24 protein-coding genes are annotated in these 25697 nt (G+C 41.3%); 12 read left to right on the top strand and 12 right to left on the bottom strand.

The window, feature by feature from the left end; genetic code table 11:
- The first annotated feature begins 209 nt into the window (after positions 1 to 209).
- From ACWIB3_RS17030 to ACWIB3_RS16985, 10 genes are all read left to right on the top strand, one after another.
- On the top strand, positions 210 to 656 hold the full coding sequence (locus tag ACWIB3_RS17030; protein ID WP_185213959.1) for a MarR family winged helix-turn-helix transcriptional regulator: 447 nt from the start codon (positions 210 to 212) through the stop codon (positions 654 to 656).
- A 22-nt stretch (positions 657 to 678) separates the two neighbouring features.
- Positions 679 to 3105, top strand: a complete 2427-nt coding sequence (locus ACWIB3_RS17025; protein ID WP_454292212.1) for a 3-hydroxyacyl-CoA dehydrogenase NAD-binding domain-containing protein — start codon at positions 679 to 681, stop codon at positions 3103 to 3105.
- A 137-nt stretch (positions 3106 to 3242) separates the two neighbouring features.
- A complete protein-coding gene (locus tag ACWIB3_RS17020; RefSeq protein ID WP_313260377.1) occupies positions 3243 to 3599 on the top strand; it encodes a four helix bundle protein in 357 nt (118 codons plus the stop codon).
- A 37-nt stretch (positions 3600 to 3636) separates the two neighbouring features.
- Positions 3637 to 4809 carry an acetyl-CoA C-acyltransferase gene (locus ACWIB3_RS17015; RefSeq protein ID WP_185213962.1) on the top strand — a complete coding sequence of 391 codons (1173 nt, stop codon included), beginning with the start codon at positions 3637 to 3639 and terminating at the stop codon, positions 4807 to 4809.
- A 70-nt stretch (positions 4810 to 4879) separates the two neighbouring features.
- Positions 4880 to 6673 (top strand): acyl-CoA dehydrogenase family protein, encoded by a 1794-nt coding sequence (locus ACWIB3_RS17010; protein ID WP_254529066.1) that lies wholly within the window; start codon positions 4880 to 4882, stop codon positions 6671 to 6673.
- A gap of 115 nt (positions 6674 to 6788) precedes the next feature.
- Positions 6789 to 8222 (top strand): phytoene desaturase family protein, encoded by a 1434-nt coding sequence (locus tag ACWIB3_RS17005; RefSeq protein WP_454292211.1) that lies wholly within the window; start codon positions 6789 to 6791, stop codon positions 8220 to 8222.
- 2 nt (positions 8223 to 8224) lie between these two features.
- Entirely contained in the window at positions 8225 to 9145 is a 921-nt protein-coding gene (locus tag ACWIB3_RS17000; RefSeq protein ID WP_454292210.1) for an epimerase, read from the top strand.
- A 7-nt stretch (positions 9146 to 9152) separates the two neighbouring features.
- Positions 9153 to 10406, top strand: a complete 1254-nt coding sequence (locus ACWIB3_RS16995; RefSeq protein ID WP_185213966.1) for a YeiH family protein — start codon at positions 9153 to 9155, stop codon at positions 10404 to 10406.
- 136 nt (positions 10407 to 10542) lie between these two features.
- Positions 10543 to 11079 (top strand): RNA polymerase sigma factor, encoded by a 537-nt coding sequence (locus ACWIB3_RS16990; RefSeq protein WP_454292209.1) that lies wholly within the window; start codon positions 10543 to 10545, stop codon positions 11077 to 11079.
- A 50-nt stretch (positions 11080 to 11129) separates the two neighbouring features.
- Positions 11130 to 11711 carry an energy transducer TonB gene (locus ACWIB3_RS16985; RefSeq protein ID WP_185213968.1) on the top strand — a complete coding sequence of 194 codons (582 nt, stop codon included), beginning with the start codon at positions 11130 to 11132 and terminating at the stop codon, positions 11709 to 11711.
- Between the two features lie 57 nt (positions 11712 to 11768).
- Here ACWIB3_RS16985 and ACWIB3_RS16980 read toward each other — a convergent pair whose 3' ends face one another.
- From ACWIB3_RS16980 to ACWIB3_RS16945, 8 genes are all read right to left on the bottom strand, one after another.
- Complete coding sequence (locus ACWIB3_RS16980) at positions 11769 to 12335, bottom strand: nitroreductase family protein (RefSeq protein WP_185213969.1); 567 nt, start codon at positions 12333 to 12335, stop codon at positions 11769 to 11771.
- A 30-nt stretch (positions 12336 to 12365) separates the two neighbouring features.
- Positions 12366 to 13619: a peptidase T gene (gene pepT / locus ACWIB3_RS16975; protein ID WP_454292208.1), complete on the bottom strand. Its 1254-nt coding sequence runs from the start codon at positions 13617 to 13619 to the stop codon at positions 12366 to 12368.
- A 1331-nt stretch (positions 13620 to 14950) separates the two neighbouring features.
- On the bottom strand, positions 14951 to 15736 hold the full coding sequence (locus ACWIB3_RS16970; protein ID WP_454292207.1) for a DUF4197 domain-containing protein: 786 nt from the start codon (positions 15734 to 15736) through the stop codon (positions 14951 to 14953).
- A gap of 194 nt (positions 15737 to 15930) precedes the next feature.
- Positions 15931 to 16767, bottom strand: a complete 837-nt coding sequence (locus ACWIB3_RS16965; protein ID WP_185217317.1) for an endonuclease/exonuclease/phosphatase family protein — start codon at positions 16765 to 16767, stop codon at positions 15931 to 15933.
- Between the two features lies 1 nt (position 16768).
- Positions 16769 to 17530: a glycerophosphodiester phosphodiesterase gene (locus ACWIB3_RS16960; RefSeq protein ID WP_185213973.1), complete on the bottom strand. Its 762-nt coding sequence runs from the start codon at positions 17528 to 17530 to the stop codon at positions 16769 to 16771.
- A gap of 16 nt (positions 17531 to 17546) precedes the next feature.
- The gene (locus tag ACWIB3_RS16955; protein WP_313260363.1) at positions 17547 to 18392 is read right to left on the bottom strand and encodes a phosphodiester glycosidase family protein; all 846 of its coding nucleotides are present in this window, start codon (positions 18390 to 18392) and stop codon (positions 17547 to 17549) included.
- 63 nt (positions 18393 to 18455) lie between these two features.
- On the bottom strand, positions 18456 to 19124 hold the full coding sequence (locus ACWIB3_RS16950) for an HD domain-containing protein (RefSeq protein ID WP_454292206.1): 669 nt from the start codon (positions 19122 to 19124) through the stop codon (positions 18456 to 18458).
- Positions 19105 to 20268 carry a THUMP domain-containing class I SAM-dependent RNA methyltransferase gene (locus ACWIB3_RS16945; protein WP_454292205.1) on the bottom strand — a complete coding sequence of 388 codons (1164 nt, stop codon included), beginning with the start codon at positions 20266 to 20268 and terminating at the stop codon, positions 19105 to 19107. Before ACWIB3_RS16945 ends, ACWIB3_RS16950 begins: the two co-directional genes overlap by 20 nt.
- Before the next feature lie 65 nt (positions 20269 to 20333).
- Between ACWIB3_RS16945 and ACWIB3_RS16940 the strand changes: the two genes are divergently transcribed.
- Entirely contained in the window at positions 20334 to 20708 is a 375-nt protein-coding gene (locus tag ACWIB3_RS16940) for a DUF3127 domain-containing protein (RefSeq protein ID WP_093101488.1), read from the top strand.
- 206 nt (positions 20709 to 20914) lie between these two features.
- Here the strand turns inward: ACWIB3_RS16940 and ACWIB3_RS16935 are convergent, their stop codons facing one another.
- From ACWIB3_RS16935 to yiaA, 4 genes are all read right to left on the bottom strand, one after another.
- On the bottom strand, positions 20915 to 21400 hold the full coding sequence (locus ACWIB3_RS16935; protein WP_454292204.1) for a GDYXXLXY domain-containing protein: 486 nt from the start codon (positions 21398 to 21400) through the stop codon (positions 20915 to 20917).
- On the bottom strand, positions 21387 to 22457 hold the full coding sequence (locus tag ACWIB3_RS16930; RefSeq protein WP_454292203.1) for a DUF4401 domain-containing protein: 1071 nt from the start codon (positions 22455 to 22457) through the stop codon (positions 21387 to 21389). The genes ACWIB3_RS16935 and ACWIB3_RS16930 overlap by 14 nt, the downstream gene beginning before the upstream one ends.
- Positions 22447 to 23397 (bottom strand): DUF2157 domain-containing protein, encoded by a 951-nt coding sequence (locus ACWIB3_RS16925; RefSeq protein ID WP_454292202.1) that lies wholly within the window; start codon positions 23395 to 23397, stop codon positions 22447 to 22449. Before ACWIB3_RS16925 ends, ACWIB3_RS16930 begins: the two co-directional genes overlap by 11 nt.
- Before the next feature lie 89 nt (positions 23398 to 23486).
- A complete protein-coding gene (yiaA, locus tag ACWIB3_RS16920; RefSeq protein WP_185213980.1) occupies positions 23487 to 23954 on the bottom strand; it encodes an inner membrane protein YiaA in 468 nt (155 codons plus the stop codon).
- 132 nt (positions 23955 to 24086) lie between these two features.
- Between yiaA and ACWIB3_RS16915 the strand changes: the two genes are divergently transcribed.
- Positions 24087 to 25604: a hypothetical protein gene (locus ACWIB3_RS16915; protein WP_454292201.1), complete on the top strand. Its 1518-nt coding sequence runs from the start codon at positions 24087 to 24089 to the stop codon at positions 25602 to 25604.
- Positions 25605 to 25697 lie beyond the last annotated feature (93 nt).

The raw sequence follows: 25697 nt of genomic DNA, 5'->3' as shown, positions 1-25697 counted from the left end.
ATAACCTATTTTGTAATATTTGTAATACCTTGAGTTACAGTTTTTAAAAGTTATCAACATTTCTCATTTTTAGTTCCAGATTCCCGAATATGAATTTTAATAATCTATTTGTGTCAAGTATTTATTAAAAAATCACAAAACAGTTTGATTTATCAATTGTAAAATTTAAATTTGTTATGCTTGCATAATAAATGTTAGAAAACCCGAATATGAGCCAAGACAATACCATCGACTATTTTTTAAAGACGGCATGGCAAACAGTTGCCAACAAGTACAATGTAATCGCCTCTCAGCATGGTTTCACTCAAGCTGCTGGATATATTTTGATCAATATCCATAAGGAAGGTACGCCAGTGTCTCAGATCGCAAATTCTACCGGTGTCAAGACCACCTCCTTATCTCGCGTACTAAACAATTTGGAGTCTCTGGGCTTTATCTATAGAGAGACCAGTGATACCGACAAACGTTCTGTAAAGGTATACCTCACAGAGCTGGGACAAGAGAAGAGAAAGGTAGCCAAGGACGTAGTTCGGGAGTTCAACGAACATTTAAACACATCTTTCTCCGAAAAGGAAAAAGCTACCCTTGTCAAGTTTTTAAAGAAAATAAATGAAGTAGCCACAAACTACTCTCCAGTAATACAAATTGAACCATAGGAAATTAGAAAATATACGTGATATGAATAGAAATATTAAAAAAGTAGCTGTATTGGGATCTGGAGTAATGGGTTCTCGAATTGCTTGCCACTTTGCTAATATAGGTTTAGAGGTATTGCTTTTGGACATTGTTCCTAAAGAGCTGTTGCCAGCAGAAGAAGCAAAAGGCTTAACATTGGAAAGCCCTGCTGTCCGTAATCGTATTGTGAACCAATCTTTGGATACGGCAATCAAGTCAAACCCTGCACCTTTATATAGCAAATCCTTTGCTACGCGTATTTCAACAGGAAACTTTGATGATGATATGAGCACGATCGCTCAGGCAGATTGGGTAATCGAGGTAGTTGTTGAGCGTTTGGATATCAAAAAATCAGTTTTTGATAAAGTAGAGCAGTTCCGCAAACCAGGGACATTGATTACAACCAATACTTCTGGTATTCCGATCCATCTGATGGAAGAAGGCCGTTCTCAAGACTTCAAAGAGAACTTCTGTGGTACCCACTTCTTCAATCCGCCACGCTATCTCCCTTTATTGGAAATTATCCCTACAAAGGATACCAAAAAAGAGGTTGTAGACTTCCTGGTAGCTTATGGAGATAAAATGCTAGGTAAAACTGTAGTGTTATGTAAAGATACTCCAGCCTTTATCGGCAATAGAATTGGCGTTTACTCCATGTTGGCAGTAACACACCTTATCGAAAAATTAGGACTTACCGTTGAGGAAGTCGATAAATATACCGGGCCTGCTATGGGGCACCCTAAATCGGCAACTTTCCGTACTGCGGATGTTGTTGGCTTGGATACCCTAGTGAATGTAGCCAAAGGGCTGGAACAGAATGCACCTAACGATGAAGCGAAAGGAGTTTTTATACTCCCTGAGTTTATCAGCAAAATGGTGGAAAATAAATGGTTGGGCGAAAAGACCAAAAAAGGTTTCTATGAAAAGGTAAAAGATGACAAAGGTAATTCTGAAATCCTTTCCCTTAACTTGAAGGACCTGACCTATGGTGCACAGCAAAAAGTAAAGTCTTCCACATTGGAAGCGACTAAACCCGTTGAAGATATCCGTAAGCGCATGAAAGTTTACGAGCAGGGTACAGACAAGGCCGCAGAGCTTTTCAGAGCGATGCATTATCCTTTGTTTGAATATGTTTCTAACCGCGTGCCTGAAATCACGGATGATTTCTTCCGTATCGATGATGCCATGCGTGCCGGATTTGGATGGGAGATCGGTCCGTTTGAGGTATGGGATGCACTCGGCGTAAAAGAAACCCTAGAAAAAATCAAAAAAGAAGAAAAACGTCTTCCTGGACAATCTGGCGAAGTTGCCCAATGGGTAAAAGATATGCTGGATGCAGGATTTGATAGTTTCTATAAAGTAGAAAATGGAGTCCGTCATTATTATGACATCGCTTCTAAATCCTACAAACCGATCCCTGGAACAGAAGAGTTGATCGTATTAGACCACATCCGTGAGGCTAAGACCATTTGGAAAAACTCTGGCGTTTCCATCATCGACCTAGGCGATGGAATCATCAACTGTGAATTCCATACCAAAATGAACACTATCGGTGGCGATGTCATCCAAGGCTTGAACAAAGCAATTGACCTAGCGGAAAAAGAATACCGCGGATTGGTCATTTCCAATGATGGCAAGAACTTCTCTGCTGGTGCCAATATCGGTATGATCTTTATGATGGCGGTTGAGCAGGATTACGATGAGTTGAACATGGCCGTTAAGATGTTTCAAGATACTTCAATGCGTTTGAGATACTCCGCAATTCCAGTAGTTGCAGCACCATTTCAACTAGCATTGGGTGGTGGATGTGAATTCTCCATGCATGCCGACTTTGTTCAGCTACATGCCGAAACGTACATGGGCTTGGTTGAGTTTGGTGTAGGCGTGATCCCAGGTGGCGGTGGTTCCAAGGAATTTGCCCTAAGAGCATCTGATGATTACCGTCCGGATCAAATCGATCAGAATTTCATGAAAGATCGCTTCTTGACCATCGGCCAGGCAAAAGTATCTACCTCAGCAGTGGAAGCCTTTGAATTGGGCTATCTACAAGAAGGTAAATATGCCATCACGATGAACCGTGCCCGCCTGTTAGCCGATGCCAAAGCCAAAGCGCTGGAATTAGCAAACGCAGGCTATGTTCAACCAGCACACCGCAAGAACATCAAAGTACTAGGAAATCAAGGTCTCGGAATCGTATATGTTGGTGCATCCTCAATGGAAGCAGGACACTACATCTCCGAACACGACAAACTGATTTCCGAAAAACTAGGCTGGGTGATGTGTGGCGGAGATCTATCCGCACCAACCGAAGTCGACGAGCAATACCTTCTAGACATGGAACGCAAAGCCTTCTTAGAGCTCTGCGCAACCCGCAAAACCCTAGAAAGAATCCAAGCGATGTTGACGACGGGAAAACCACTTAGAAATTAGTATTTAGTATTAAGTATTTAGTATTTAGACAAGGCCGAGATACTTAATTTAAGGTTAACAAATTGATAAAATGTCGTTTATCCTTATTTTAATAAATGTTGAATACCTTTTTTAGTACTAATACTTAATACTAAGAAATGCATAATTATAAAGAATTGAAGCTCTGGGTGAAGGCGATTGAATTGGTTTCAGATGTTTATAAAATAACTTCTGATTTTCCAGATAGAGAGAAATATAACTTAGTGAATCAAATTCAACGGGCAGCAATTTCAATTCCTTCAAATATTGCTGAAGGAGCAGGGAGAAATTCCAATAAGTCATTTGTTCAATTTTTGGCAATAGCCCATGGTTCGACTTATGAATTGGAAACACAGTTAATAATATCAAAAAATTTAGGTTATTTATTAGATAGCGATTTAGACAGATTAATTAACAAACTATATGAAGTACAAAAAATGAGTTTTGTTCTTCAGAGGAAATTGAAGCAGCTCTAGGTCTAACTACTAAATACTAACTACTAAATACTAAAACATGGAAGCATACATTGTAGCAGGATTTCGTACAGCAGTTGGGAAAGCTCCTAGAGGGGGATTTCGATTTATGCGTGCGGATGATTTGGCAGCGGATGTGATTAAGCATTTAATGGCATCGGTTCCAAATGTAAATAAAGAAGATATTGACGATGTAATCGTTGGAAATGCAATGCCGGAGGCGGAGCAAGGTCTTAATATTGGGCGTTTTATCTCCCTGATGGGCTTGGATACCGATAAGGTTCCTGGATTGACGGTCAACCGGTACTGCGCCTCGGGATTGGAAACCATTGCTACGGCAGTGGCGAAGATCAAGACTGGAATGGCGGATATGATCATTGCCGGTGGAGTAGAGGTAATGTCGGGAATGCCATTTGGTGGCTGGAAGATCGTACCGAACGCCGTGGTCGCTAAGGAACATCCGGATTGGTACTGGGGAATGGGACTTACGGCGGAAGCAGTTGCAACAGATTATAAGGTGTCAAGGGAAGATCAAGATAAATTTGCCCTGAAGTCAAATGAAAAAGCTGTTGCCGCGATCAAAGCCGGTAAGTTTAAAGATGAAATCGTTCCGATCAAGGTGAAAGACAACTTTGTGAAGGACGGCAAGATCACTACAAAAGAATATGTGGTTGATACAGATGAAGGTCCACGCGCTGATACCTCTTTGGAAGCATTAGCTAAGTTAAGACCAGTATTTGACGCCAAGGGATCCGTGACTGCGGGTAACTCCTCACAGACTTCGGATGGTGCAGCCTTTGTACTGGTGGTTTCTGAGAAGAAAATGAAGGAATTGAACCTGACGCCGATCGCTAAACTTGTATCGTTTGCCGTTGCTGGTGTGCCACCGCGTATCATGGGTATTGGGCCCATCTATGCAATTCCAAAGGCATTGAAACAGGCTGGTTTGAAACAAGAGGATATTGACCTTTTTGAATTGAACGAAGCATTTGCTTCTCAATCGCTGGCCGTAATCCGTGAACTGGGATTGGATGAAGAAAAGGTGAATGTTAATGGTGGAGCTATTGCATTGGGTCACCCACTGGGATGTACCGGAGCTAAATTGACCGTTCAGGTGCTGCATGAACTGAAACGCAGAGGCAAGAAATATGGTATGGTTACCATGTGTGTGGGAACAGGACAAGGAGCTGCAGGTATTTTTGAACTGCTGTAGACAAATAAACTAACAAAATATAAAACAGAAGAAGGTGCTTGTTCACTTATTCTAAATCAAAAAGAATATCATGAGCGAAGAAGTAAAAAATAAAGCAATCAAAGGTGGTGAGTTTGTCATTCGTGAAACTCCGTACACTGATATTTTCATTCCTGAAGAGTTTGATGAGGAAGCGAAAATGATCCGTCAAACCTGTATTGATTTCTTGGATACAGAGGTTCTCAATAAATTGGAAAGAATCGATGCCCAAGAGGAAGGATTGATGCAGAGCCTAATGGACAAATCTGGAGAACTGGGTATGTTGGGCGTATCGATTCCAGAGCAATACGGTGGTTTCGGTAAGAATTTCAATACGTCCATGTTAGTGGCTGATGCTGTTGGAGGAGGTTTCTCCTTTGCCGTGGCCTTATCTGCCCATACAGGGATCGGAACCTTACCAATCCTGTATTACGGAAATGATGCGCAGAAAGATAAATATATCCCTAAACTGGCAACAGGAGAGTGGAAAGCTGCTTATTGTTTGACAGAACCTAACTCAGGTTCCGATGCAAACTCTGGCCGTACCTCAGCGAAGTTGAATGCTGAAGGAACCCATTACCTGATCAATGGACAAAAGATGTGGATCACCAATGGTGGATTCGCAGATGTATTCATCGTTTTTGCCAAGATTGATGATGATAAAAACTTAACGGCATTTATCGTAGAAAAGGATTTCGGTGGTATCACCATGAATCCTGAAGAGCATAAATTGGGGATCAAGGGGTCTTCAACCCGTCAGATCTTCTTCAATGACTGTCCTGTTCCAGTAGAGAACATGCTTTCTGATAGAGAGAACGGATTCAAGATTGCGGTGAATATCCTAAACATTGGTCGTATCAAGCTTGGAGCAGCCACCATCGGTTCTTCACGTGCCGTATTGACCACTGCGATCAATTATGCCAATGAACGTGTACAGTTCAATTTGCCAATTTCAAAATTCGGTGCCATCCGTTATAAATTGGCAGAAATGGCTACCCGTCTATTCGCAAATGAATCGGCTGCATACCGTGCCGGACAGAATATCGATGATGCTTATGAAGCATTGATCGCATCTGGAATGGACGAAGCAAAAGCAAAATTAAAATCTGTTGAGCTGTTTGCCATTGAATGTGCGATCATCAAGGTATGGTGTTCAGAGATGTTGGATTATGTGGTGGACGAAGGTGTTCAGATCTATGGAGGTATGGGTTATTCCGCTGAAGCTCCTATGGAAAGAGCTTACCGCGACTCCCGTATCAACAGAATCTTTGAAGGTACGAACGAAGTCAACAGACTATTGGTGGTGGATATGTTGTTGAAGCGCGCGATGAAAGGTGAGTTAGACTTAATGGGACCTGCTCAAGCTGTGGCAGGAGAACTGATGTCTATACCTGACTTTGGTCCTGAAGATGAAACTCCTTTTGCTGCAGAAAAGAAAATCGTTGCCAACTTGAAGAAAGCGGGATTAATGATTGCTGGTGCTGCGGTTCAAAAACTGATGATGTCCTTGTCCAAAGAACAAGAAATCCTGATGAATATTGCTGATATTATCGGCTATGTATATGTTGCAGAATCGGTATTGTTGCGTGCAGAAAAACTGCAGCATACGCAACCGGGAGAGCATGCAGACTATGCAGCTGATATGGCTAAAGTATATCTATATGGAGCGATTGACAAAGTCAATGCTGCCGGTAAAGAAGCGTTAAATTCCTTTGCAGAAGGGGATGAGCTGAACATGATGTTGGTAGGTCTTCGTCGCTTTACAAAAGCACAACCGTTCAATGTCAAAGAAGCTCGCCAGAGAATTGCGAAGAAATTGATTGAAGAAAATAAATACTGTTTCTAAGTATTAAAGGTTGATTATGATTAAAGCCCCAGCAATGGGGCTTTTTCTTTTTTATAGCCCCTCATTTTAGCAATTCACATTGCTTTATCTTAACTTTAAGATTCATACCGATGATTTGAAAAGTTACGATGCCATCATTATAGGATCCGGACCCAATGGACTTGCTGCCGCCATCACCCTACAAAGACAAGGGTTAAGCACCTTGCTTGTAGAAGGTGCCGATACAGTAGGAGGCGGGATGCGAACCAAAGAACTTACCCTTCCAGGTTTCAAGCACGATGTCTGTTCGGCAATCCATCCCATGGCTCTTGGATCACCTTTTATGCGCTCATTGCCACTAGAGGATTTCGGCTTGGCATTCAAAATCGCGGATTTTCAGGTTTCCCAACCCTTAGACTCTGGTCGAGCCGTTGTGTTACATCAGGACATGAAGCTGATGCAGCAGGAGCTAGGGCAAGATTATAATGCTTATCAGGCATTATTATCACCATTTGTCAAAAATTGGGACTCCCTTTCAAAAGATCTTCTCGGACCATTAAGGTTTCCTGACAATCCCTTGTTGATGGCCAGGTTCGGTTTATCAGGATTACGCAGTGCGCACGCCATTGCCGATCGATTCCAGACCGTTGAGGCTAAAGCCTTATGGTCGGGCTTGGTGGCCCATGGCATCTTACCCTTCAATAAATTGAGTACCGCAGCAATTGGGATGGTGTTAGGGACGTTGGGGCATCAAGTTGGCTGGCCAATTCCAGTCGGTGGATCCCAAGCAATTGCTGATTCCATGTTGGCTTATTACGAATCACTGGGAGGAGAACTGCAGCTCAATTTTTGGCTCGAAGATGTACGTGATCTACCAAAACATAAGGTGCTGATCCTTGACCTCACACCACTGCAGATATTAAAGATTAAAGGCTTAGATCTTCTGGAGGGCTATAGGAAGCAATTGGAAGCCTATCGTTATGGCATGGGGGTCTTTAAAATGGATTGGGCATTATCAGATCCTACTCCCTTTACTGATGGTAGAAGCCAGTTTGCGGCTACGGTACATATTGGGAATACCTATGCAGAAATTGCAAAAAACGAATTGGATACCTATAATGGCAAATTAGTGGACAGGCCATTTGTCTTATTCGCGCAGCCAAGCAAATTTGATCCGACCCGGTCACCGGAAGGAAAACATACAGCTTGGGCATACTGTCATGTCCCCCATGGTTCATTTGCAGACCGCAGTGAAGCTATCGAGAATCAGATTGAAAGGTTTGCTCCGGGTTTTAGGGATACCGTCCTGGCAAGGTCATCTATGAATACCGGGCAGCTGGAACAATACAATCCAAATTACATCGGTGGAGATATCAATGCTGGTCAGATGGATATTATGCAGCTGTTCACTAGGCCAACCAAATCCTTGACACCTTACCGCACTTCCAATCCCAATGTTTATATCGGTTCTTCTTCAACGCCACCTGCAGGTGGTGTTCACGGGATGTGTGGGTACCATGCTGCTCGAATTGCATTGAAGGACCATTACCACATCAAAATAAAAAATTAATTATGGCAAAGATCGTATTGGCGGGAGGCACCGGGAATTTAGGCAATTTATTGATCAGTATGTTTAGGGAACAGGACCATGAAATCATCGTGCTGAGTCGGAAGCGTATGGTCAAGCACCATCCAAAGCTAGACTTTGTATATTGGGATGGCGAAAACCTTGATTCCTGGCAGAAAGAACTGGAAGGTGCCGATGTGCTCATCAACCTTTGTGGACTTTCCATCAATAGAAGGTTTACCAAAAAAAACAAAGCGTTGCTCCGCAGCTCGAGGTTGGGTCCAACCAAGTTGTTAGGTGAAGCGATATCGCAATTGGAAAATCCGGTAAAACTCTGGATCAATTTTTCGGGCGTTTCCATTTTCAATGGCGGCACATCTCTAAAAGATGAAACTTCAAAGGAATATTCCAATGATTTCCTAGGTTCCTTGGCGCAGGATTGGGAAAAAACCTTCTTAGCTGCCCATACGCCAAATACAGAAAAACTGATCTTGAGAATGAGTCCGATCCTGACGAAGAAGTCAGGTATGTTTGCTGAGCTATACCCATTGGCAAAGATGGGCTTGGCTGGACAGGTAGGAGATGGAAAGCAAATGATTGCTTGGATCCATGAAGCCGATTTTGTGGGAATGATCGATTGGATCATCAAATCAGACCATCGAGCCGATATTTACCATGCCTGCAGTCCTAATCCGGTAAGCAATGCCGAGTTTATGCAAAAATTAAGGCATACATCAGGCGTTTCGTTTGGTTTGCCCCTGCCAACCTTCATGGCCAAGATGGGAGCATTCGTAAAAGGAGTGGACTCTTCACTCCTGTTGGAAAGCGTTCCGGTAACAACTTTATTAACTTTAAAAAATGGCTTTCAGTTTAATTTTCCCTATCTTCAGCCCGCATTTGATCAATTAATTAAATCATCAACTTAAACATTTTATGTCTGCCAAAACATTTGAACTCTCTGAGGATTGGGTAGTTGTTATCTTGGGATTCGGAATCATTGGGCTTGCCCTGCTTGGTTTCGTCGTACCTGTTCCATCTTTCGGCTGGTCAAACTCTACTGAACTCACTTCAAAAGTACTTTCTGGATCCAATTTAGGAGCAATGGGCCTGCAATTCATCTTAGTCTACGTAACGGCTATCTTAGGAGCCCTCTTGCTCAAGAAAAGCCTCAAGGCATTGCTGATAGTATTTCCGATTATCTATGTCCTGACCCTTTTTGCCTTGGTATTGGCTGGAAATTCAGGTGTTAAGAGTTTCAATCTAGAGGCAGTGATATTCAGTTTGGCTATCGGTTTGATCATCAGCAACTTCTTCAAGTTGCCCGATTGGTTCAAAGCAGCCCTGAATACCGAGATGTATGTCAAGATCGGATTGGTTCTTTTGGGTACAACGGTCATATTTGGCGATATCTTAAAAGCGGGTTCATTAGGCCTTATCCAGGCTCTGGTTGTAGTCGTGTCCGTTTGGTACTTTGCATTCTGGATCTGTAAGAAATTCAAGATCGATAAAGAAATGTCCCTGATGCTTTCCAGTGCAGTTTCGATCTGTGGGGTATCCGCTGCGATCGCAACTTCGGGAGCAATCGAAGGTGACAATAAAAAACTATCTTATATCATCTCATTGGTGTTGGTGACTGCCGTGCCGATGATGATCTTTATGCCTTATCTAGCTGAACTTATGGGGCTATCCCAAGAGGTTACGGGAGCTTGGTTAGGTGGTAGTATCGATACGAGTGGAGCAGTTGCCGCTTCTGGAACCCTAGTGGGTGAGGAGGCGCTAAAGATCAGTACCATCGTGAAATTCTCGCAGAATGTACTGTTGGGTATTGCGGCATTCTTCATCAGTATCTACTGGACCTATTCCAAATCAGTAGATGATAAAACCAAAAGAGAAAAACCAACCTTGAAATTGATCTGGGAGAGGTTCCCGAAATTCGTGGTTGGCTTTGTATTTGTTTCCTTGATGTTCTCCTTTGTGGTTTCACCCGAAACCACAGCATCCATCAAAGATAGTTTAAAGAGTGTTCAAGGACTTTGGTTTGCCATTGCTTTTACCTCTATCGGTCTGGAAACAAACTTTAAAGATCTGTTTAAACAGGACAATAAGAAACCTCTGTATGCTTTCTTGATTGCTCAAACTTTCAATATCATTGTAACCCTGGTCTTAGCCATCGCCTTGTTTGGTTAGTCCTTGAAATCCACAATATACAAGCCTCAATCATCGTGATTTGAGGCTTTTTTATTTCTGTTTATCCATGGGAATATTTAAAATAATTTGTGCAAATTCAGGTCTGAAATCATCATATACATGAAGAGAAAATAGCATGGACGAAAAACAGTTGTTGCAATACTATAAAGAAACAGGCAGTTTGGATGCGCTAGGCAAGCTATATGCTCCATACATGTCCTTGTTATATGGTGTTTGCTATAAGTATCTTCAGGATGCCGAGCAAAGCCAAGACGCGGTCATGCAGATTTTCGATGAGCTAATAAATAAGTTGCGCGTGTATGAGGTGGATAATTTCAAGAGTTGGGTTTATGTATATGCGCGCAATTTTTGCTTAATGCAGCTAAGGAAAAACAAGCAGATTACGAAGGTTGACATCGAGGAAAACCTCTATGAATCGGAGAAGATGCTCAACGATGATGATGAAAAGAAATGGGGGGAGCAAGACTTTGAAAAATTGGAATCCTGTATCACGGGCCTGAACCAAGAACAGGAGCTTTGCATCCGAATGTTTTATCTGGAACAGAAATGTTATAAAGATATCGCCGAACAGACGGGACATGATATAGCCAAAGTAAAGAGCTATATACAGAACGGCAGGCGGAATCTTAAAATTTGTATGGAGAAAAAGTAATGGAAAATAATTATCAATTAACGCGGATTCACAATTACGTCATGGGCCTCATGAGTAAGGAAGAGATGTACGAGATGGAACGTGAAGCCTTGAACGATCCTTTTTTACAGGATGCTATCGATGGATATAAACTCCAACAAGGGGTAGATTCCCATCAGTTGAGCATTTTGCAGCAACGATTGGCCAAGAAAATCGAAGCCAAAGCTGAGGATAAAAAGAGAAGATTCTATAACTGGCAAAGGTTGACGGTTGGGATGGCTGCTGCGGTTTTATTCTTGGTGGCATCCTCACTGATCCTATTTAAATATATCACCCATCAGAAAACAGAACGGAATAATGAAGTTATTTTGATGGAACATGAGATGCATGTGCAGTCTATGCTCATGGAAAATGCCGATGCAGTACCAATTGGAGGCTGGGAAAAATTCAATGAAGAACTGAATTCCGAATTAAGGGACATTCATGACAGGGGGAATGTGCAGGTAACTTTTGATGTAACCGATGGGAAACCTCAAAATATCCGAGTGACCTCCTCTAGCAATAAAAATTTAGATGCGATTATCTCGACGTTTATTGAACAAAAAGTAAGATGGACTGGTGAAAATGGGGGCGTGGCAATAGCGGTTGAATAATATAGTAATGGGTATAAGTAAAAGGTCAAGGATACTTTCCTTGACCTTTTTTATTGCTTATTCTTCCCAACGGATCTTATCCTCGATCGGGCTTCTAACCGGCTCTCTCGGTTCTGATTCATGGTGTCCCATGTAGAAGAATCCGATACAACGTTGATTTTCCTTGAGGTTCAAGAATGGACCGATATGATTGATCAATCCAGGAGTAGCCCAATATCCACCGATACCGATAGATGCTGCTGCCAACCACATATTCTCTACTGCACAAGCCGTAGCAGCTAATTCTTCCCATTCAGGAAGATCACCAGAATAATCGACGATAATAGCTAAAGCAGCCTTAGATTGGGTCGCTTTTTTGGCCATATTCTGTTCAGTAGCCTCTGTATATTTTTCAGCTGGCGTTACCGATTTGTAGATTCTTGCTAATTCATCACCCAAACGGATCAAACCTTCGTTGCGGAAGACCACAAATCTCCAAGGTTGTGTGCGTTTATGCGTAGGAGCTGCATTTGCCGCTTCCAAAATAGTCAATAATTCCTCGCGGGTAACCTCTTGATCTGTATAGTTCGCCTGGAATACCGCTCTTCTGTACTCTATGTTCTTTAATACTTCGTTCTGTAGCATATGGTCTAAATTTCTAGTTTTATTGTTTTATTATGAAAGCTCTTCCCAAAGGGCAGTGATGTGTAAGATGGTCAATACGGCCTTTTGCATGTCCTGGATCGAAACCCATTCCTGCTTGCCATGGAAGGCATGACCACCAGCAAAGATATTAGGACAAGGCAGTCCCATAAAGGATAACCTAGACCCATCTGTACCACCACGGATACTTCTTTTTTCTACCTTCATTCCTGCGCGTTCGATCCCCATCATGGCGATCTCTACCACTTTCGTATCCTTATCCAATACCTCTTTCATGTTGCGGTATTGCTCGCTAACTTGAAATGAATAGCTTGCTCCTGGATATTTGGACAAGACTTCCTTAACGATTGCTTCCAATTCAGCCTCGTGTTCCGCTAATTTTTTGGTGTCGTGGTCACGGATGATAAAGTTCAAGGTCGCCTCCTCTACTGTACCTTCCATATTGGTCGGATGTACAAACCCTTGCTTAGCATGGGTTGTTTCTGGAGATAAACGATCCATAGGAAGGCTATCTACAATGTCTGCAGCAACCTTGATCGCATTGATCATTTTTCCTTTTGCATAACCAGGGTGAATGGAAATTCCATCAATCTTAATCTTCACGCCATCAGCAGAGAAGGTTTCATCTTCCAAGGTTCCTGCTCTTTCCCCATCCATGGTGTAGGCATATTCAGCACCTAATTTCTTCAAATCAACATGGTCTACTCCACGTCCGATTTCTTCATCAGGGGTAAATAAAATCTTGATATCGCCATGCTTAATTTCAGGGTTGCTCATCAAGATGCGGGCAGCATCCATAATTTCTGCCACTCCAGCTTTATCATCGGCACCTAACAGGGTTTTTCCACTGGCAGTTACGATATCATTTCCGATTTGTTCCTTCAGATCAGGGTGATCGGCCATGCGGATCACGATTTTTTCATCATCGGGAAGAACAAGGTCTTGACCTTGGTAATTCTGGTGGACCAAAGGTTTAACATTGGTTCCGGAAGAATCTGGAGAAGTGTCTACATGTGAACAGAAACAGATAACAGGCACCTGTTTGTCGGTGTTCGAAGGGATAGTGGCATAAACATAGCCTAAATCATCCAAATGAGCGTCTTCAATGCCCATAGCTATTAATTCTTCGACCAATATCCTGCTTAAGTCTTTCTGTTTTTCTGTAGAAGGTACTGTACTTGATTGCGCGTCAGCTTGGGTGTCAACCTGAACATATTTGATAAAATTTTCAGCAACCTGAAAATCATGAATCTGATTAATTTCCATTTAACAAAACTACAAATTTATTACCCTCTTAACTAAAATCACTGCCATTAAATCGTAATATATGGCTGTATGCATGCGAGCTTACTTTTCTAAAATTTTAAATTTTCTTTAGAGATCATTTTGACCTTATTCGAGACACATTCGGAATTTTCGCAATATGCCTCGAATAATGGTAAAAGGAGTCTCGAAGGGATGTTCCTGAAAAATTTTAAAGATATCCTTTCCAGTGTCAACCTGAGAAGTAAAAACTTGCGCAGAATTTATTGGAAGGTTATGACAGCAAGTTGGCAATGAAAATCAATTAGCTCTTTTATTTTTTTAAATATAGAACCCCTTTTTGGTTTCCATTATTTTAGCTGCCATGGCACGTTAGCCTGGAAGTCGCGCAAAAACGATGTTCGATTAATCGAACATCGTTTTTGCATTAGCCCTATATTGTTTACCATCCATGCTAAAATAATTCTGCCCTTCTAGGGCAGTTTGTCGCAAAGAAGAGATTTTTTTGGAAAACAAATATGTTCCTTAATGGCTAGAAACACATTTCTATTAAACTTATCATTGGTAGGCAGGAAGGTTCTCGGAACCATACAAATAATTGCATTGGCGTACAGTTCCTGTACCGAAGGTACAGGATGACAAAGTCTTTAAGAGAAGAACCGTACAGATTCTTCACTAATCATTCAGAATCAAAATGCGCTAAAGAGGGATTCAGAGCACCGCGAAGAATCTATTGTTATTTTTTTGGAAGATGCTGTTATTGCGAATCGTAAGATGAGCAAACTATTTTTTTATTGTTTTATGCCTATAAAGAAGATTTTCTGAAAAATATTTCACCCACGCTGTGGGTTGGCCATTTCAAACATCCAAATTCTACAAAGATGTCACCCCTGGAAGGGGTTTCCAATTTATACAAACAACCATTCTTCCGCAGGAAGTCCTTTAGCAACCGGCTCATTTCCAGTGGCGGAAAAATGGATAGAATGCCGTTGACTTGCGCGAAGGGATTGGCCTTGGAATGCTTTCAATAGATCATCCCATTAAAAGGGATGATCTATTGAAAGATATTCCCCACAACTAGGCATTCTATCCATGTGTGGGAGCCCGTGCGAAAAGCCACCTTAAATGGGCCGCAGCCTTTTGGTTACTTTTGGGCTTCAAAAGTAACGAAGAATCTAAATTTTGTTTTTTTCTTAACTTAATGACATTGACCGCTGGGGGTTTTTAATAAGATATACAGAAAAAATAAAACAGGTAGAATACTCATTCTACCTGTTTTATTTTTTCTTCGCTACGAAATGGAACTAAAAAGGGTCTCCCATCTCATATCTCCCTTACTGCTTATCCACCCATCCAAATACCTTATCCAAGATACCAGAGTTTCTGGCCCCGCCAATGTTTTTACGGATTTTTAGCTCTTGGTCAGCAACCTTGACGAACAGGCCATCGATAGCTCTTTGGGTTACATAGGCAGTCAGGTCCGTTTCGATCTTGTTGCCTAATGGTAGGTTATTGTAAGCGCTGGTCAATTGATTCCAGTATGTTGAAACATTGTTTTTACCCATTGCAGATTGAATGATGGGGCTAAACTTGGTTGTCAATTCAGAGGAAGTTGTTTTTTTGAAATAATTGGTAGCAGCATCTTGTTGTCCGCTCAATAGGATATTGAAAGCATCGTTGACTGTCATTTTAGACAGAGAATTTATAAATACCGATGAAGCTTCTTTCACAGCTGATTCTGCTGCATGGTTCATGCTGGCGATAAACTGATCACATAATTTATTCATCCCTACCGCGCGCAATGCAGATTCAACTTTCCTTGCTTCCTCCGGCATCAAGATCTTTACTGCGGCATCCCCTAGGAAACCATTTTTTACAGATAGTGTCTGTATACTTTGTTGCAGACCATTGTTCAAGGCTTGTTTGATACCTGTAGTGGCTTCTGCTTGGGTAATCGTTCCAGTAGTTTGGCCACTTCCAGAACCGCCCGTGTTGGGGTTTGTAGAACCTGTTCCTTGTGGTGGAAGGGTAATTCCTGCTTGGTTCAAGGTTTCACAGCCACTGATAAAAAGGCTGGCACTAAAGAGGCCAAGTAGGGTTATGCTTTTGAAATGTTTCATGATTCAAAAATAGCTAATTCATAAGTAGAATGTTATAACAATTATGAGATGAATATGTTGTATCGGCCCGAAATATTGTGTAAATGTATCCGGTAACGCCTGCCGTTTGGTCATAAATCCTTTAAAAAGAGAAGAATTGAAAACAAAAAGGGCTCCTCAGTTTAGTGAAGAGCCCTTTTCTTGCTCAATATTTTTTATTTCCAGTTCAATTCTGCGATGACAGGGAAGTGATCTGAAGGGAATTTACCCATATAGGTATCGGTCAAGATACCATATTTACGCACTTTAAATGGTTTTGTGATAAAGATATGGTCAATTCTTGCTTTTTCTTGGATGTTCTTGCCCCAAGCATTGAAGGATGAATTTGGTTCGTATTTAATCTTAGCCAAATCGTAGACGTCTTGCACAACACCGCTTTTTGCAAGGGTGAAATATGCTTCATTGGTCTCGTCGATATTGAAATCCCCAGTTAAGATCAATGGAAGGTCTTTTGCAAACTCCTTCGCTTTGGCAAGGATCAATTTAGCACTTTCTCTACGTGCTTCAATTCCAACGTGATCAAAATGCGTATTCATAAAGATGAATTTCTTGCCATTTGATTTGTCCTTGAAAATACCCCAAGTACAGATTCTAGGTAAGGCAGCATCCCATCCTTTGTTAGGTTTTTCCGTATCGGTAGGGGATAACCAGAATGTTCCACTTTTACTCACTTCGAAACGTTTTGTATCATAGAAAATGGAGGAATGTTCACCTTTATCAGCACCATCATCACGACCTACACCGATGTATTTGAAGTCAGGCAAATCAGCCGACATATCATTCAACTGTTCTTTAAATGCTTCCTGAACACCGAAGATTTCAAATTCATGGAATTTGATCAGGTCAGTCAGGTGCGAATAACGGTCTTTCCACAAGTTGCCTACATCACTGTCGGTTTTCATCCTGATATTGAAAGTAGCAACATTCATTTTCTGTGCATAGGAGAGTCCCATGCATAACACTAGGCTTAGGCTGATTAATAGTTTTTTCATCTTATTTGTTCAATAATGTTTTTAATAGTTCAGGTTCGTCTGTCGTGATAAAATCAATCTTTTGATCAATAAAGAACTTCATGTCTTCTTCTTTATTTACGGTCCAAGCATTGGTTTTCAATTTCAAAGCCTTGAATTCCTTGATCAAGTTCGGGTTCTTTTGAAAAATGCTGAAGTGGTAATCTACCCCTGTTAGTTTAGCTGCTTTTACCTCTGCTGGAGATTTGTCGCCATTTAAGTAGTGAACCTTGATCTTTTTGTCAAGTTCCCTGAATTTCAGACATGCGTCCCAATCAAATGCAATGAATTCCACCATTTTTTCGGCTTTAAGTTTTTTGACCAAGGCCAATGAAAGTTCCACGTTTTTCATGGTTCTTTCTTTACCAAGCTTACTGGTTTTCAATTCGTAGATTAACTTGGTTCCCTTTTGTTTCAATCCAGCTTTTAAATATTCTTCCACAGTTGGGATAGACTCTCCATTATCGTGTTTTTTTGCCAATAACTCTTGGTATGTAAGGTCTTCGATTTCTAGGCCATGGAAATCATGGTCATGGTTTACGACTAATACATCATCTTTTGTCAGGTGTACATCAAACTCGCTTCCCCAAGCTCCTTGAGAAATTGCTTCATCTAGGGATGCGATTGAATTTTGGGGAACCTTGCTGTTTTTCCAAGCACCGCGGTGAGCGATAATGGAAGTCTGTGCAAATAGTCCTACATGGATGATCATGGTCATAGCTACTAAAAATACCTGTTTTTTCATTTTATTTGGTTCTATTTTATTTTAAATATATAATGTTCGCAACGGAACGCTGACCTTCATGGTCAAATTTCTTGTTGTCCGAAGGATAATTCACAATGGAATTATTGCCAACTCCCTTGATGTAAAGGGTGCTACTGCCGCCACCATCTAGATTCATTGCATCTTTTGCTCCGATCCATTTCAATACTTGGCTCAATTCCTTTAGGTTCATTCCATTGGCCATATTGCTTCTACCGTCAACAACCATTAAGATCAATTTATGTTTTGTGCTGATGCCAATAGCGGTTCTTGGATGTCGGTTGTCATTGAAAGCATTATTGGCGAGTTCCACATATTGCGCATCCTGTAGCAATAGAGGTCCTGCAACCATGATGGAAGCTGCTTTTGAGTTTTCTGTATTTTCTTGGTTGTTCGCTTGGATGCTCAGTTTCTTTTTGGCAATGCTAAAGACTGCATTTGCCCTAGCATTAGGTTTCTCCTTCGTTTCGCTAAGGATTTGGTTATTGACCTTGAGGTAATCGACAGAGCCTCCATTTTTCATATCAAAAAAGGATGCGTTGATGGCTACTAAGGCTTGATTTTGTTCGGCAAAGCTGGAGGTTGGAATTAATTTGGAGGGTTCTGCGGCAATATGAATGTTCTTGTGGTATTTGCGCAGATCGATTTCTACCCAATTGATCTCTTGTACGGCATTGAAAAGGTTTTCAAAATGTCCTTGGTACCAAGTGACACCCTTTTTTATTTCTGTCTTGTTCCAGTTTGCATGGGTAATCTGAACAGAGTCCTGTTGTTGTGCGAAGACTAGGTTAGGGAGTAAGAATAGGTAGAATACAGTAATATGGATTAGCTGTCTGAAAATCATTCGGGACATGTTTTTATGAAACATGTCCCGAATTTACCCAATTAATATTAAGATATTATTAATTTATCGATCTCCGTTCCATTCGCTATAAAATTGTTGCAGAAATGACTCCATGTGTTGGTGCCTGCCCAGAGCGATTTTCTTGGCAGTCGGGCTGTTCATTTTATCTTTTAGCAACAACAGCTTTTCATAGAAATGGTTGATGGTTGGAGCCGTTGTGTTTTTATAGGCTTCCTTGCTTTGGTTTTCCAGAGCGGGGATTTCCGGATTATAGATTTCCCTGTTTTTATAACCGCCATAGTTGAATGCGCGCGCGATGCCGATGGCACCGATGGCATCGAGACGGTCAGCATCTTGTACGATTTCCAGTTCTTTAGAGTGGAAGCTGACTTCCCCCAAGGAAGCTTTATAGGACATGTTCAAGATAATGTTCTGCACATGTTCAATCGTAGAATCGTCTACTTCAATGGATTTTAGGAATTCTCCAGCTACCCGAGGGCCAATGCTTTCATCACCATTATGGAACTTGCTATCTGCGATATCATGCAATAAGGCAGTCAATTCACAGACAAAGGCATCTGCTTCCTCTTCTTTCAGGATCAGTTTGGTATTGTTCCAGACGCGCAGGATATGCCACCAATCGTGGCCAGATTCAGCATCCTTCAGTTTTTCTTCAACAAATACCGCTGTTTTCTGGATGAGTTGCTCTTGCTTATCTGTCTTTTGAGCCATCGTACAATTCGTATTGCAATAATCTACAGTCTAGTTTACCATTGAAAAACTCGAATCTTCTGGAAGCTTTAAGTCCAATTTTCTTGGCCAAGTCTGGGTTTCCGGTGAAGATATAGCCTCGGTAACCTTTGCAGCTCTGTTTCATGAAATCGCCGATTCGAGAATAGGTGATTTCTAGTTTGCTATGTACACCTAGTCGCTCGCCATATTCAGGATTGAACATGATGACACCATCGCCCTCTGGAATTGTAGTTTCAGCAAAGTCGCAGGTTTCAAATTCGATCAAATGTTCTACCCCAGCGGTGCGGGCATTGAGTCTGGCAATTTCAACAGCATCTTCAGAAATATCAGATGCAATGATATGTGGAAGGTTGGTTTTGTCGGTGATATCCTTTAATATACGGCGTTCTTCGAAGAATACCTCTTCATTGTATCCAATGAAATGCATAAAGGAGTAGTTCATACGTTGCAAACCGGGTTTGCGGTTTTGGCACATCAAGGCTGCTTCAATCGCTAGGGTACCGGAACCACACATTGGGTTTACGAATGGGGTTTTGCCATCCCATTGGGTGGCAATGATGGTAGCTGTAGCCAATGCCTCAAGCATAGGAGCCTTACCGGGATGCTTTCTATAGCCGTGTTTAGCTAAGGTTTCGCCAGAGGTATCCAAGAAGATTTCTGCGCGGTCTTCCATCCAATGAAGGTGGATGACAGCACGGTTTAGGTCCGGTCCTGAGTTAGGACGCATGCCTTTTTTATCCTTGATCCGGTCTACGATGGCATCCTTGACCTTTACGTTCGCAAATAGAGGAGTGGTAATGGTTTCATTGTGAACATGGGATGTTACCGAGAAGTATCCATCAATCGGAATTAAATCTTCCCAAGGAATGCTCACCAATTGTTTATAAAGTTCGTCTGCATTTTTAGCTCTAAATGATTTCAATTCATAGAGAACCTGACTTGCAATACGTAAGTTTAAGTTTAACTTGATGCATTCATTTACAGAGGCTTGTAGCTCTACACCAGTATTGAATGCACGTTTGATATCAAATCCCAATTCACGGATTTCCTGTTCCAAATAAGGGGACAACCTACGGTTGCAAGTAACGATTACCTTATTCTGTTTGTTGAAAACTTCTGCCATATTTGTGCAAAGTTACTTATTCTCTTAGCAAAAAATGTTTAATTTTACGGTTTAATAAATAAGTTATGGAAATAAGAGGAAAAGTACATGAGATAGGGGCGACGCAACAAGTAACAGAGTCTTTCAAGAAGAGAGATTTGATCGTTGCCTATGCTGAAAACCCACAGTTTGTAGAGTACATTCGTTTCGAGTCGACACAGGACCGCGTCAATATATTTGATAATCTAGCCGTTGGTGATGAAGTAGAAGTATCTTTCAACCTACGTGGTCGTCCTTGGACGAATAAGGATGGAGTGACAACTTATTTTAACTCCCTAGTTGCATGGAGAGTAACGAAAGTAGCGAATACCGCTCAAGCTGCTCCAGCACCAGGTTACGCAGACATGCCACCGGTAGATATATCTGCAAATTCATCAGATGATGATGATTTGCCATTCTAAGGTTTACAGATAAAACAAAGAAGGGGTTTCAGGATGAAACCCCTTCTTTGTTTTAGATATGAGACACTAGACATAAGACATAAGAACTGTAAAGTTTATAATTATCTTCATTAGTATAGTTCTTCCTTATTTCTTTTTGTATCTGCTGTTTGGTCTCCGTCATTTAGGTTGTCTTATGTCTGTTGTCTTATGTCTGTTGTCTATTCCTACATCTCCTTCCTATTCTCATCATACAGGCCAACGAGCAGGCTGTTTCCGTTTTCGTCGATCTTTAAGCCGCCGTATTTGGCTTTTTCGTAGCGTTGCCCAGTTCCTTCCTCGAAGAAGTAGGATTCTGCGCCAATATTGAGCAGCCAAGATTTAGGTCGGGTGTATTCGATCAGGAATTCGCCTGGGTTCAGGGGTTCTCTGTTAGGCTGGCAACGGATGCTTTTTCCTACTTGGTTGTTGTCAACTTTTAAGACAACGTAGCCGCGCTTAGGGATGCTGTCTATGACGAAGTTATCCTGTATCTCGTAGGCCAGCCGCATGTAATCACCCTGCATCAGGGACCTTGGATCAACGGGCGCCAATTCCAAAAGGACCAGCTTTCCATTTTTGAGGATATCTTCTTTTTGTCGGATGCTGTAATTGAAATAGATCAATAATGCGATCAGATTAATGACTATGATAATAATGCTAAGCTTTTTCATGTGAATTTGATTTTTTGAAGATCATGAGATACAGCAACAGAAAGAATAGGCCAGAGACGAACATGGCAATGGATTTCTGCAATAAGCTGATGTTCAGGTCGTAGTAAAACATTCCGATGAAATAAATAAAAGCAAGGATACCCAGGGCGAATCCGGTCTTGTAATTGACCTTGAAGCTAACCAACAGGAGCAATAAAGATCCTGAAATGGCGGGGTTCATCGCTGTAAATCCTAAACAGATCAGTACCAACAAGAAAATAAAGATTTTCTTGCCGGACTCTTCACATAGGAATCGATTGAGCAGGCAGTTGATGAGCCACAGGATCAGGGCGATCAATACGCCTGAGGTTGCCCAATCTATTATCCATGCATTGGGCATATAGCTTGACCGGCTACAATAATATAGGCAGATCAAGTAAGAGAATGCCAAGCCTGTGCGGATTGCCAAATAACGCTTTCCTTGGATTGGCTTGCGTTTCATCAGTTTTCCTTCGTTGAAGGTGAAATAAATGAAAAGGACCGCCACAAGAATCAAAAGGGCATTGTTGATCTCTGGAACTTCCTTATAAGCAAAGTATGCCAAAAAAGTTCCTGTAGAAATGAGGATGGCACAGAATGTCAAAATATAGCTTCGGCTGAAGAGCAATGTGATGAGAGCAAGTCCTTGGTAGACGAACAATGGCACATCGGTATAGCCATCGAATTTATTATAGCCTATCCCAAATAGGATGAAACTGAGCAAATAGATGCAGACAGATAGTGTATCGAATATGACGCGATCGTATTTTTTGTTGATCCAGAGGGATGCAATAAAGAATATGCCGGAAAGGATGAACATTGGAATGTGATTGGAGGAGAAGTGTGCCAACTCCAAAAACAGTAAAAATGCGCCTGTAGCTAGGATGCCTCCAATAACGGACAGTACCTTGATGGTGATGGATTGGCTATGCCTATCCTTTAGCAAGTCACTATCCATTGCCGCTTGATCTATGTTCAGTTCTCTTCCAATCGTTCCCTGAACTTTTAAAAGAGCTTCTCGGGTTTGATTATTTTCCATGATTCCTCCTTTGCATTTTTATAAGGTTCCAGATTACAAGGCTAATGGTGACAATGAGATATACTGAAATCAATAGATACATCTGCATGCCGTCGTTGATCTTCAACAGTACGGATGCGAAAATGATGATGATACTGAACGGTATAATGCCCATATAGAATGGGTTGTTCTTTTTGTTGCCATACCAAAGGCCTAAGCCATAAAAAAGGGCCGTCGCTCCAAGGATAACTGGCATATCTGCATAGCGATCATCCCAAATCCAATAGATATTGCTATAGATGGACCATACTGCTGCAGCGAGGCCTAAGATATTACTGAAATAGGATGGGATTTCTCCTTTTTTCTGTTCGTTGATCCAAATGCATACTAATAGAAAGGCTGCGTTTAAGATAAATAGGCCTGATGTTAGGTAAATAAAGTCCCAATGCCTTGCCACTTGTTCGTAATAGAGGAATATGCTGAGGTTAATGAGGCCTAGATACATGAGCCAGAGTGGCGGGAATTTGGATATCCACACCCAGAGGCTGATGAAAATGGTCCATGCAAGGAAGAAGTCATAGGCATTGGCACCCGTTTGGTAAACCTGCCCGAAGACGGCAAACATCACTCCGACTAGGAGGGAAGCAGCAGTTAAGATGATATCCTTGAACAGCTTGTTGGTTTTTAGGGTCAGGCTCAGGCCGGTCGTGATAATGACTAAGCCCTGTACGATTCCCAATTTGACGAATTTATCGAGGTCTTCCCAATTGTAGGCGAAGAAAAAGACAATTCCTGCGGCCATAAAGCCGATCCCCAAAGCCAATAGGACGATTTGTATAAATCGTGCCCAAGCGTCCTGATTGGGGTATATATGTTCTTCCAGAGACTGCTGGAGTTCGTTTTCCTTGATGTCGGAATGAACGGAGAGCAGTTCTAGATCTTTTCTTTCTAGATCTTTCATGCGATATCCATTTTATGCTTACGTGAAGATAATAATTAGCGTAAAAATCCCTGCAGGCCAATGCTGGACACTGCAGGGCAACCGCTAAGTTATATGTTTTCTTCTTTAAATAATTTAGCGTCACGGGTGTTTTTCTGAACAGCAATGGCTGAGAAAACACTCAGGATAAACGACATGGCGTAAAACCCCTTTTCACTTAAGAATAGATCGGCATTCCAAAGGCCAATGATCAATAAAATTATAGAGGCCAAGGTGGCAAACCAACTGATGCCGTAATATAGCTCGGTCACTGCAAGACCTTCTGCGCGGTCCCGAACGCTTTTTTGAACGGATATGACGGCGAATAGTCCGAAAAGCAGGATGACAAAGTAGTAGCCTTTTTCATTGAGCTCCATCGTTGCATTCCATAGTCCGATGCAGTAACCGAAGATGCCAGTTAACATGGCGATCCATGAGGCCCCTACAAAGGCAGCCGTTGGTTTGAAAGACTTTCTGTTTTCGTCTGTGTGTTTTAATGGAGTTAACATCTCCTCAGTTTTGTTATTTAGCGGTTCCATTTTTTTTTTGTTTTTATGATTAATACTGACCCAAAGGTCGGGTTCAAACTTTGCCTGTGAAACCAAATAATTGTTGTTAACTGATGATATATAATGTAAATTTATGTTGTGGTTTAATAAAAATGTTTGTACATGGATTCTCTTAATGAGTTGATGAAATTGTTGAATAATCAAGATAAAAGTGATTTTAAGAGTTATTTGACAAAGAAAAATAAAAGGAATGATGTGAAGAATATCAAATTGTTCAATTTGATAGAAACTGACGATATAAAATCAATAGAAAGCCTTTATAAAAATTCTAAAAACAGGGATGCATACCATGCCTTGCGGAAAAGATTGCACGATAGCCTGCTTCTGTTCCTCTCACAAAGAACCTTTGAAAACAGTACCGATGAATCCTATGATATCCTTCGGAATTTTGTTGTGGCGAGGTATCTGCTTGAGAACAACCTGGAAAAGATCGGTTTCAGGTCATTGGAGAAGGCTGAAAGATTGGCGGTTGCGCAGGAGCAGTTTAGTTTATTGAATGAGATCCTGTTGTTAAAGCTACAATATTCGCATCTAGATGCTGCAGTTAATCTGGATGAGCTGACAGAAAAGTTTCGGATCAACCAGAACCATATGCAGCGGGAGGCGAAGTTGCGTTTGGCCTATGCTGCACTGCGGAAAGAATTGAATGAAATCCATTTGAAGGCCAAGGTGATCAACTTGACGGAGTTGATCGAGAAGACCATCAGGCAATATCAGATCAATATGTTGGATCTGATGAATTATAAATCACTTTATCAAATTTTATTTATTGCCAATGAATACGCCGCCATCAACCAGAACTATAGTTTGGTGGAAAGGTATTTGGTAAAGAGCCATCGGTTCATTGAAAGCCAAAAGATGAATCAACCTTTTCAGGTTTTTTATCATTTACATATTCTTTACTATCTGGCTAATTTTAGTTTAAGGAACAGGTCTTTTGAAGAAAGCCTGAAATACCTAAAGCAGTTGGATGATTTATCAGAACAGCATAAACAGTATAGGGCGTTGCTATGGAACAGAAAACAGTTGCTCTATGCATTGAACTATTTTTTTTCTGGTAGGGCAGCGGAAGCGGCTATTGTTATTGATGATACATTAGATAATTTGGGGAAACAAAGTGCGCAGGCTGACATCGATGACCTGATATTAAGTAAAACGATGTTCTTGGGTCAGTTGAATGACCTTAAGGCTATAAGGACCCTGTCAAAATTGACACATACTGACGCTTGGTATGAAAAGAAGTTAGGGATGCTGTGGAGTATCCGTAAGAACTTGATGGAAATATTATTGCATGCACAGTTTGAGAATATTGAATTGGCCATGTCAAGGTTGAAGAGTTTCAAGCGGAGGTATAAGCAATATCTACTTCAGGTGAAAGAGTCTCGGGTATTGGATTTTCTAGGCTTGGTCGAGAAATATTTGATGAAACCTGATCTGGTCTTTCAACAAAGTTTCCAGGAAACTGTTTATTCTATGCTGGACTTGGATGAAAACAAGGACATTTTTAATCTGAGTTTCATTTCTTGGTTAATTTCTCGTTGGGAAAAACGAAAACCATACGACATCACGTTAACACTGATAGAAAACCTTGAGGGGAATTCACCGACAAAAATGACGTAATGGCAGGTGATTTACCGCCAATTACCTAATACTATGGCTGATTGCTATCATTGGAATAAGAATTGGTGTATTTTTACAAATAATATTTAAATT

Source organism: Sphingobacterium sp. NPDC055431 (assembly GCF_053644255.1).
The sequence above is the reverse complement of the archived record's forward strand: the minus strand, read 5'-3'. Positions and strand labels throughout refer to the sequence as shown.

Excerpts from the sequence above, each read along its gene's own strand:
- ACWIB3_RS17030 (WP_185213959.1), top strand. The coding sequence starts at position 210 with ATGAGCCAAGACAATACCATCGACTATTTTTTAAAGACGGCATGGCAA.
- ACWIB3_RS17025 (WP_454292212.1), top strand. The coding sequence starts at position 679 with ATGAATAGAAATATTAAAAAAGTAGCTGTATTGGGATCTGGAGTAATG.
- ACWIB3_RS17020 (WP_313260377.1), top strand. The coding sequence starts at position 3,243 with ATGCATAATTATAAAGAATTGAAGCTCTGGGTGAAGGCGATTGAATTG.
- ACWIB3_RS17015 (WP_185213962.1), top strand. The coding sequence starts at position 3,637 with ATGGAAGCATACATTGTAGCAGGATTTCGTACAGCAGTTGGGAAAGCT.
- ACWIB3_RS17010 (WP_254529066.1), top strand. The coding sequence starts at position 4,880 with ATGAGCGAAGAAGTAAAAAATAAAGCAATCAAAGGTGGTGAGTTTGTC.
- ACWIB3_RS17000 (WP_454292210.1), top strand. The coding sequence starts at position 8,225 with ATGGCAAAGATCGTATTGGCGGGAGGCACCGGGAATTTAGGCAATTTA.
- ACWIB3_RS16995 (WP_185213966.1), top strand. The coding sequence starts at position 9,153 with ATGTCTGCCAAAACATTTGAACTCTCTGAGGATTGGGTAGTTGTTATC.
- ACWIB3_RS16990 (WP_454292209.1), top strand. The coding sequence starts at position 10,543 with ATGGACGAAAAACAGTTGTTGCAATACTATAAAGAAACAGGCAGTTTG.
- ACWIB3_RS16985 (WP_185213968.1), top strand. The coding sequence starts at position 11,130 with ATGAGTAAGGAAGAGATGTACGAGATGGAACGTGAAGCCTTGAACGAT.
- ACWIB3_RS16980 (WP_185213969.1), bottom strand. The coding sequence starts at position 12,335 with ATGCTACAGAACGAAGTATTAAAGAACATAGAGTACAGAAGAGCGGTA.
- pepT (WP_454292208.1), bottom strand. The coding sequence starts at position 13,619 with ATGGAAATTAATCAGATTCATGATTTTCAGGTTGCTGAAAATTTTATC.
- ACWIB3_RS16970 (WP_454292207.1), bottom strand. The coding sequence starts at position 15,736 with ATGAAACATTTCAAAAGCATAACCCTACTTGGCCTCTTTAGTGCCAGC.
- ACWIB3_RS16965 (WP_185217317.1), bottom strand. The coding sequence starts at position 16,767 with ATGAAAAAACTATTAATCAGCCTAAGCCTAGTGTTATGCATGGGACTC.
- ACWIB3_RS16960 (WP_185213973.1), bottom strand. The coding sequence starts at position 17,530 with ATGAAAAAACAGGTATTTTTAGTAGCTATGACCATGATCATCCATGTA.
- ACWIB3_RS16955 (WP_313260363.1), bottom strand. The coding sequence starts at position 18,392 with ATGATTTTCAGACAGCTAATCCATATTACTGTATTCTACCTATTCTTA.
- ACWIB3_RS16950 (WP_454292206.1), bottom strand. The coding sequence starts at position 19,124 with ATGGCTCAAAAGACAGATAAGCAAGAGCAACTCATCCAGAAAACAGCG.
- ACWIB3_RS16945 (WP_454292205.1), bottom strand. The coding sequence starts at position 20,268 with ATGGCAGAAGTTTTCAACAAACAGAATAAGGTAATCGTTACTTGCAAC.
- ACWIB3_RS16940 (WP_093101488.1), top strand. The coding sequence starts at position 20,334 with ATGGAAATAAGAGGAAAAGTACATGAGATAGGGGCGACGCAACAAGTA.
- ACWIB3_RS16935 (WP_454292204.1), bottom strand. The coding sequence starts at position 21,400 with ATGAAAAAGCTTAGCATTATTATCATAGTCATTAATCTGATCGCATTA.
- ACWIB3_RS16930 (WP_454292203.1), bottom strand. The coding sequence starts at position 22,457 with ATGGAAAATAATCAAACCCGAGAAGCTCTTTTAAAAGTTCAGGGAACG.
- ACWIB3_RS16925 (WP_454292202.1), bottom strand. The coding sequence starts at position 23,397 with ATGAAAGATCTAGAAAGAAAAGATCTAGAACTGCTCTCCGTTCATTCC.
- yiaA (WP_185213980.1), bottom strand. The coding sequence starts at position 23,954 with ATGGAACCGCTAAATAACAAAACTGAGGAGATGTTAACTCCATTAAAA.
- ACWIB3_RS16915 (WP_454292201.1), top strand. The coding sequence starts at position 24,087 with ATGGATTCTCTTAATGAGTTGATGAAATTGTTGAATAATCAAGATAAA.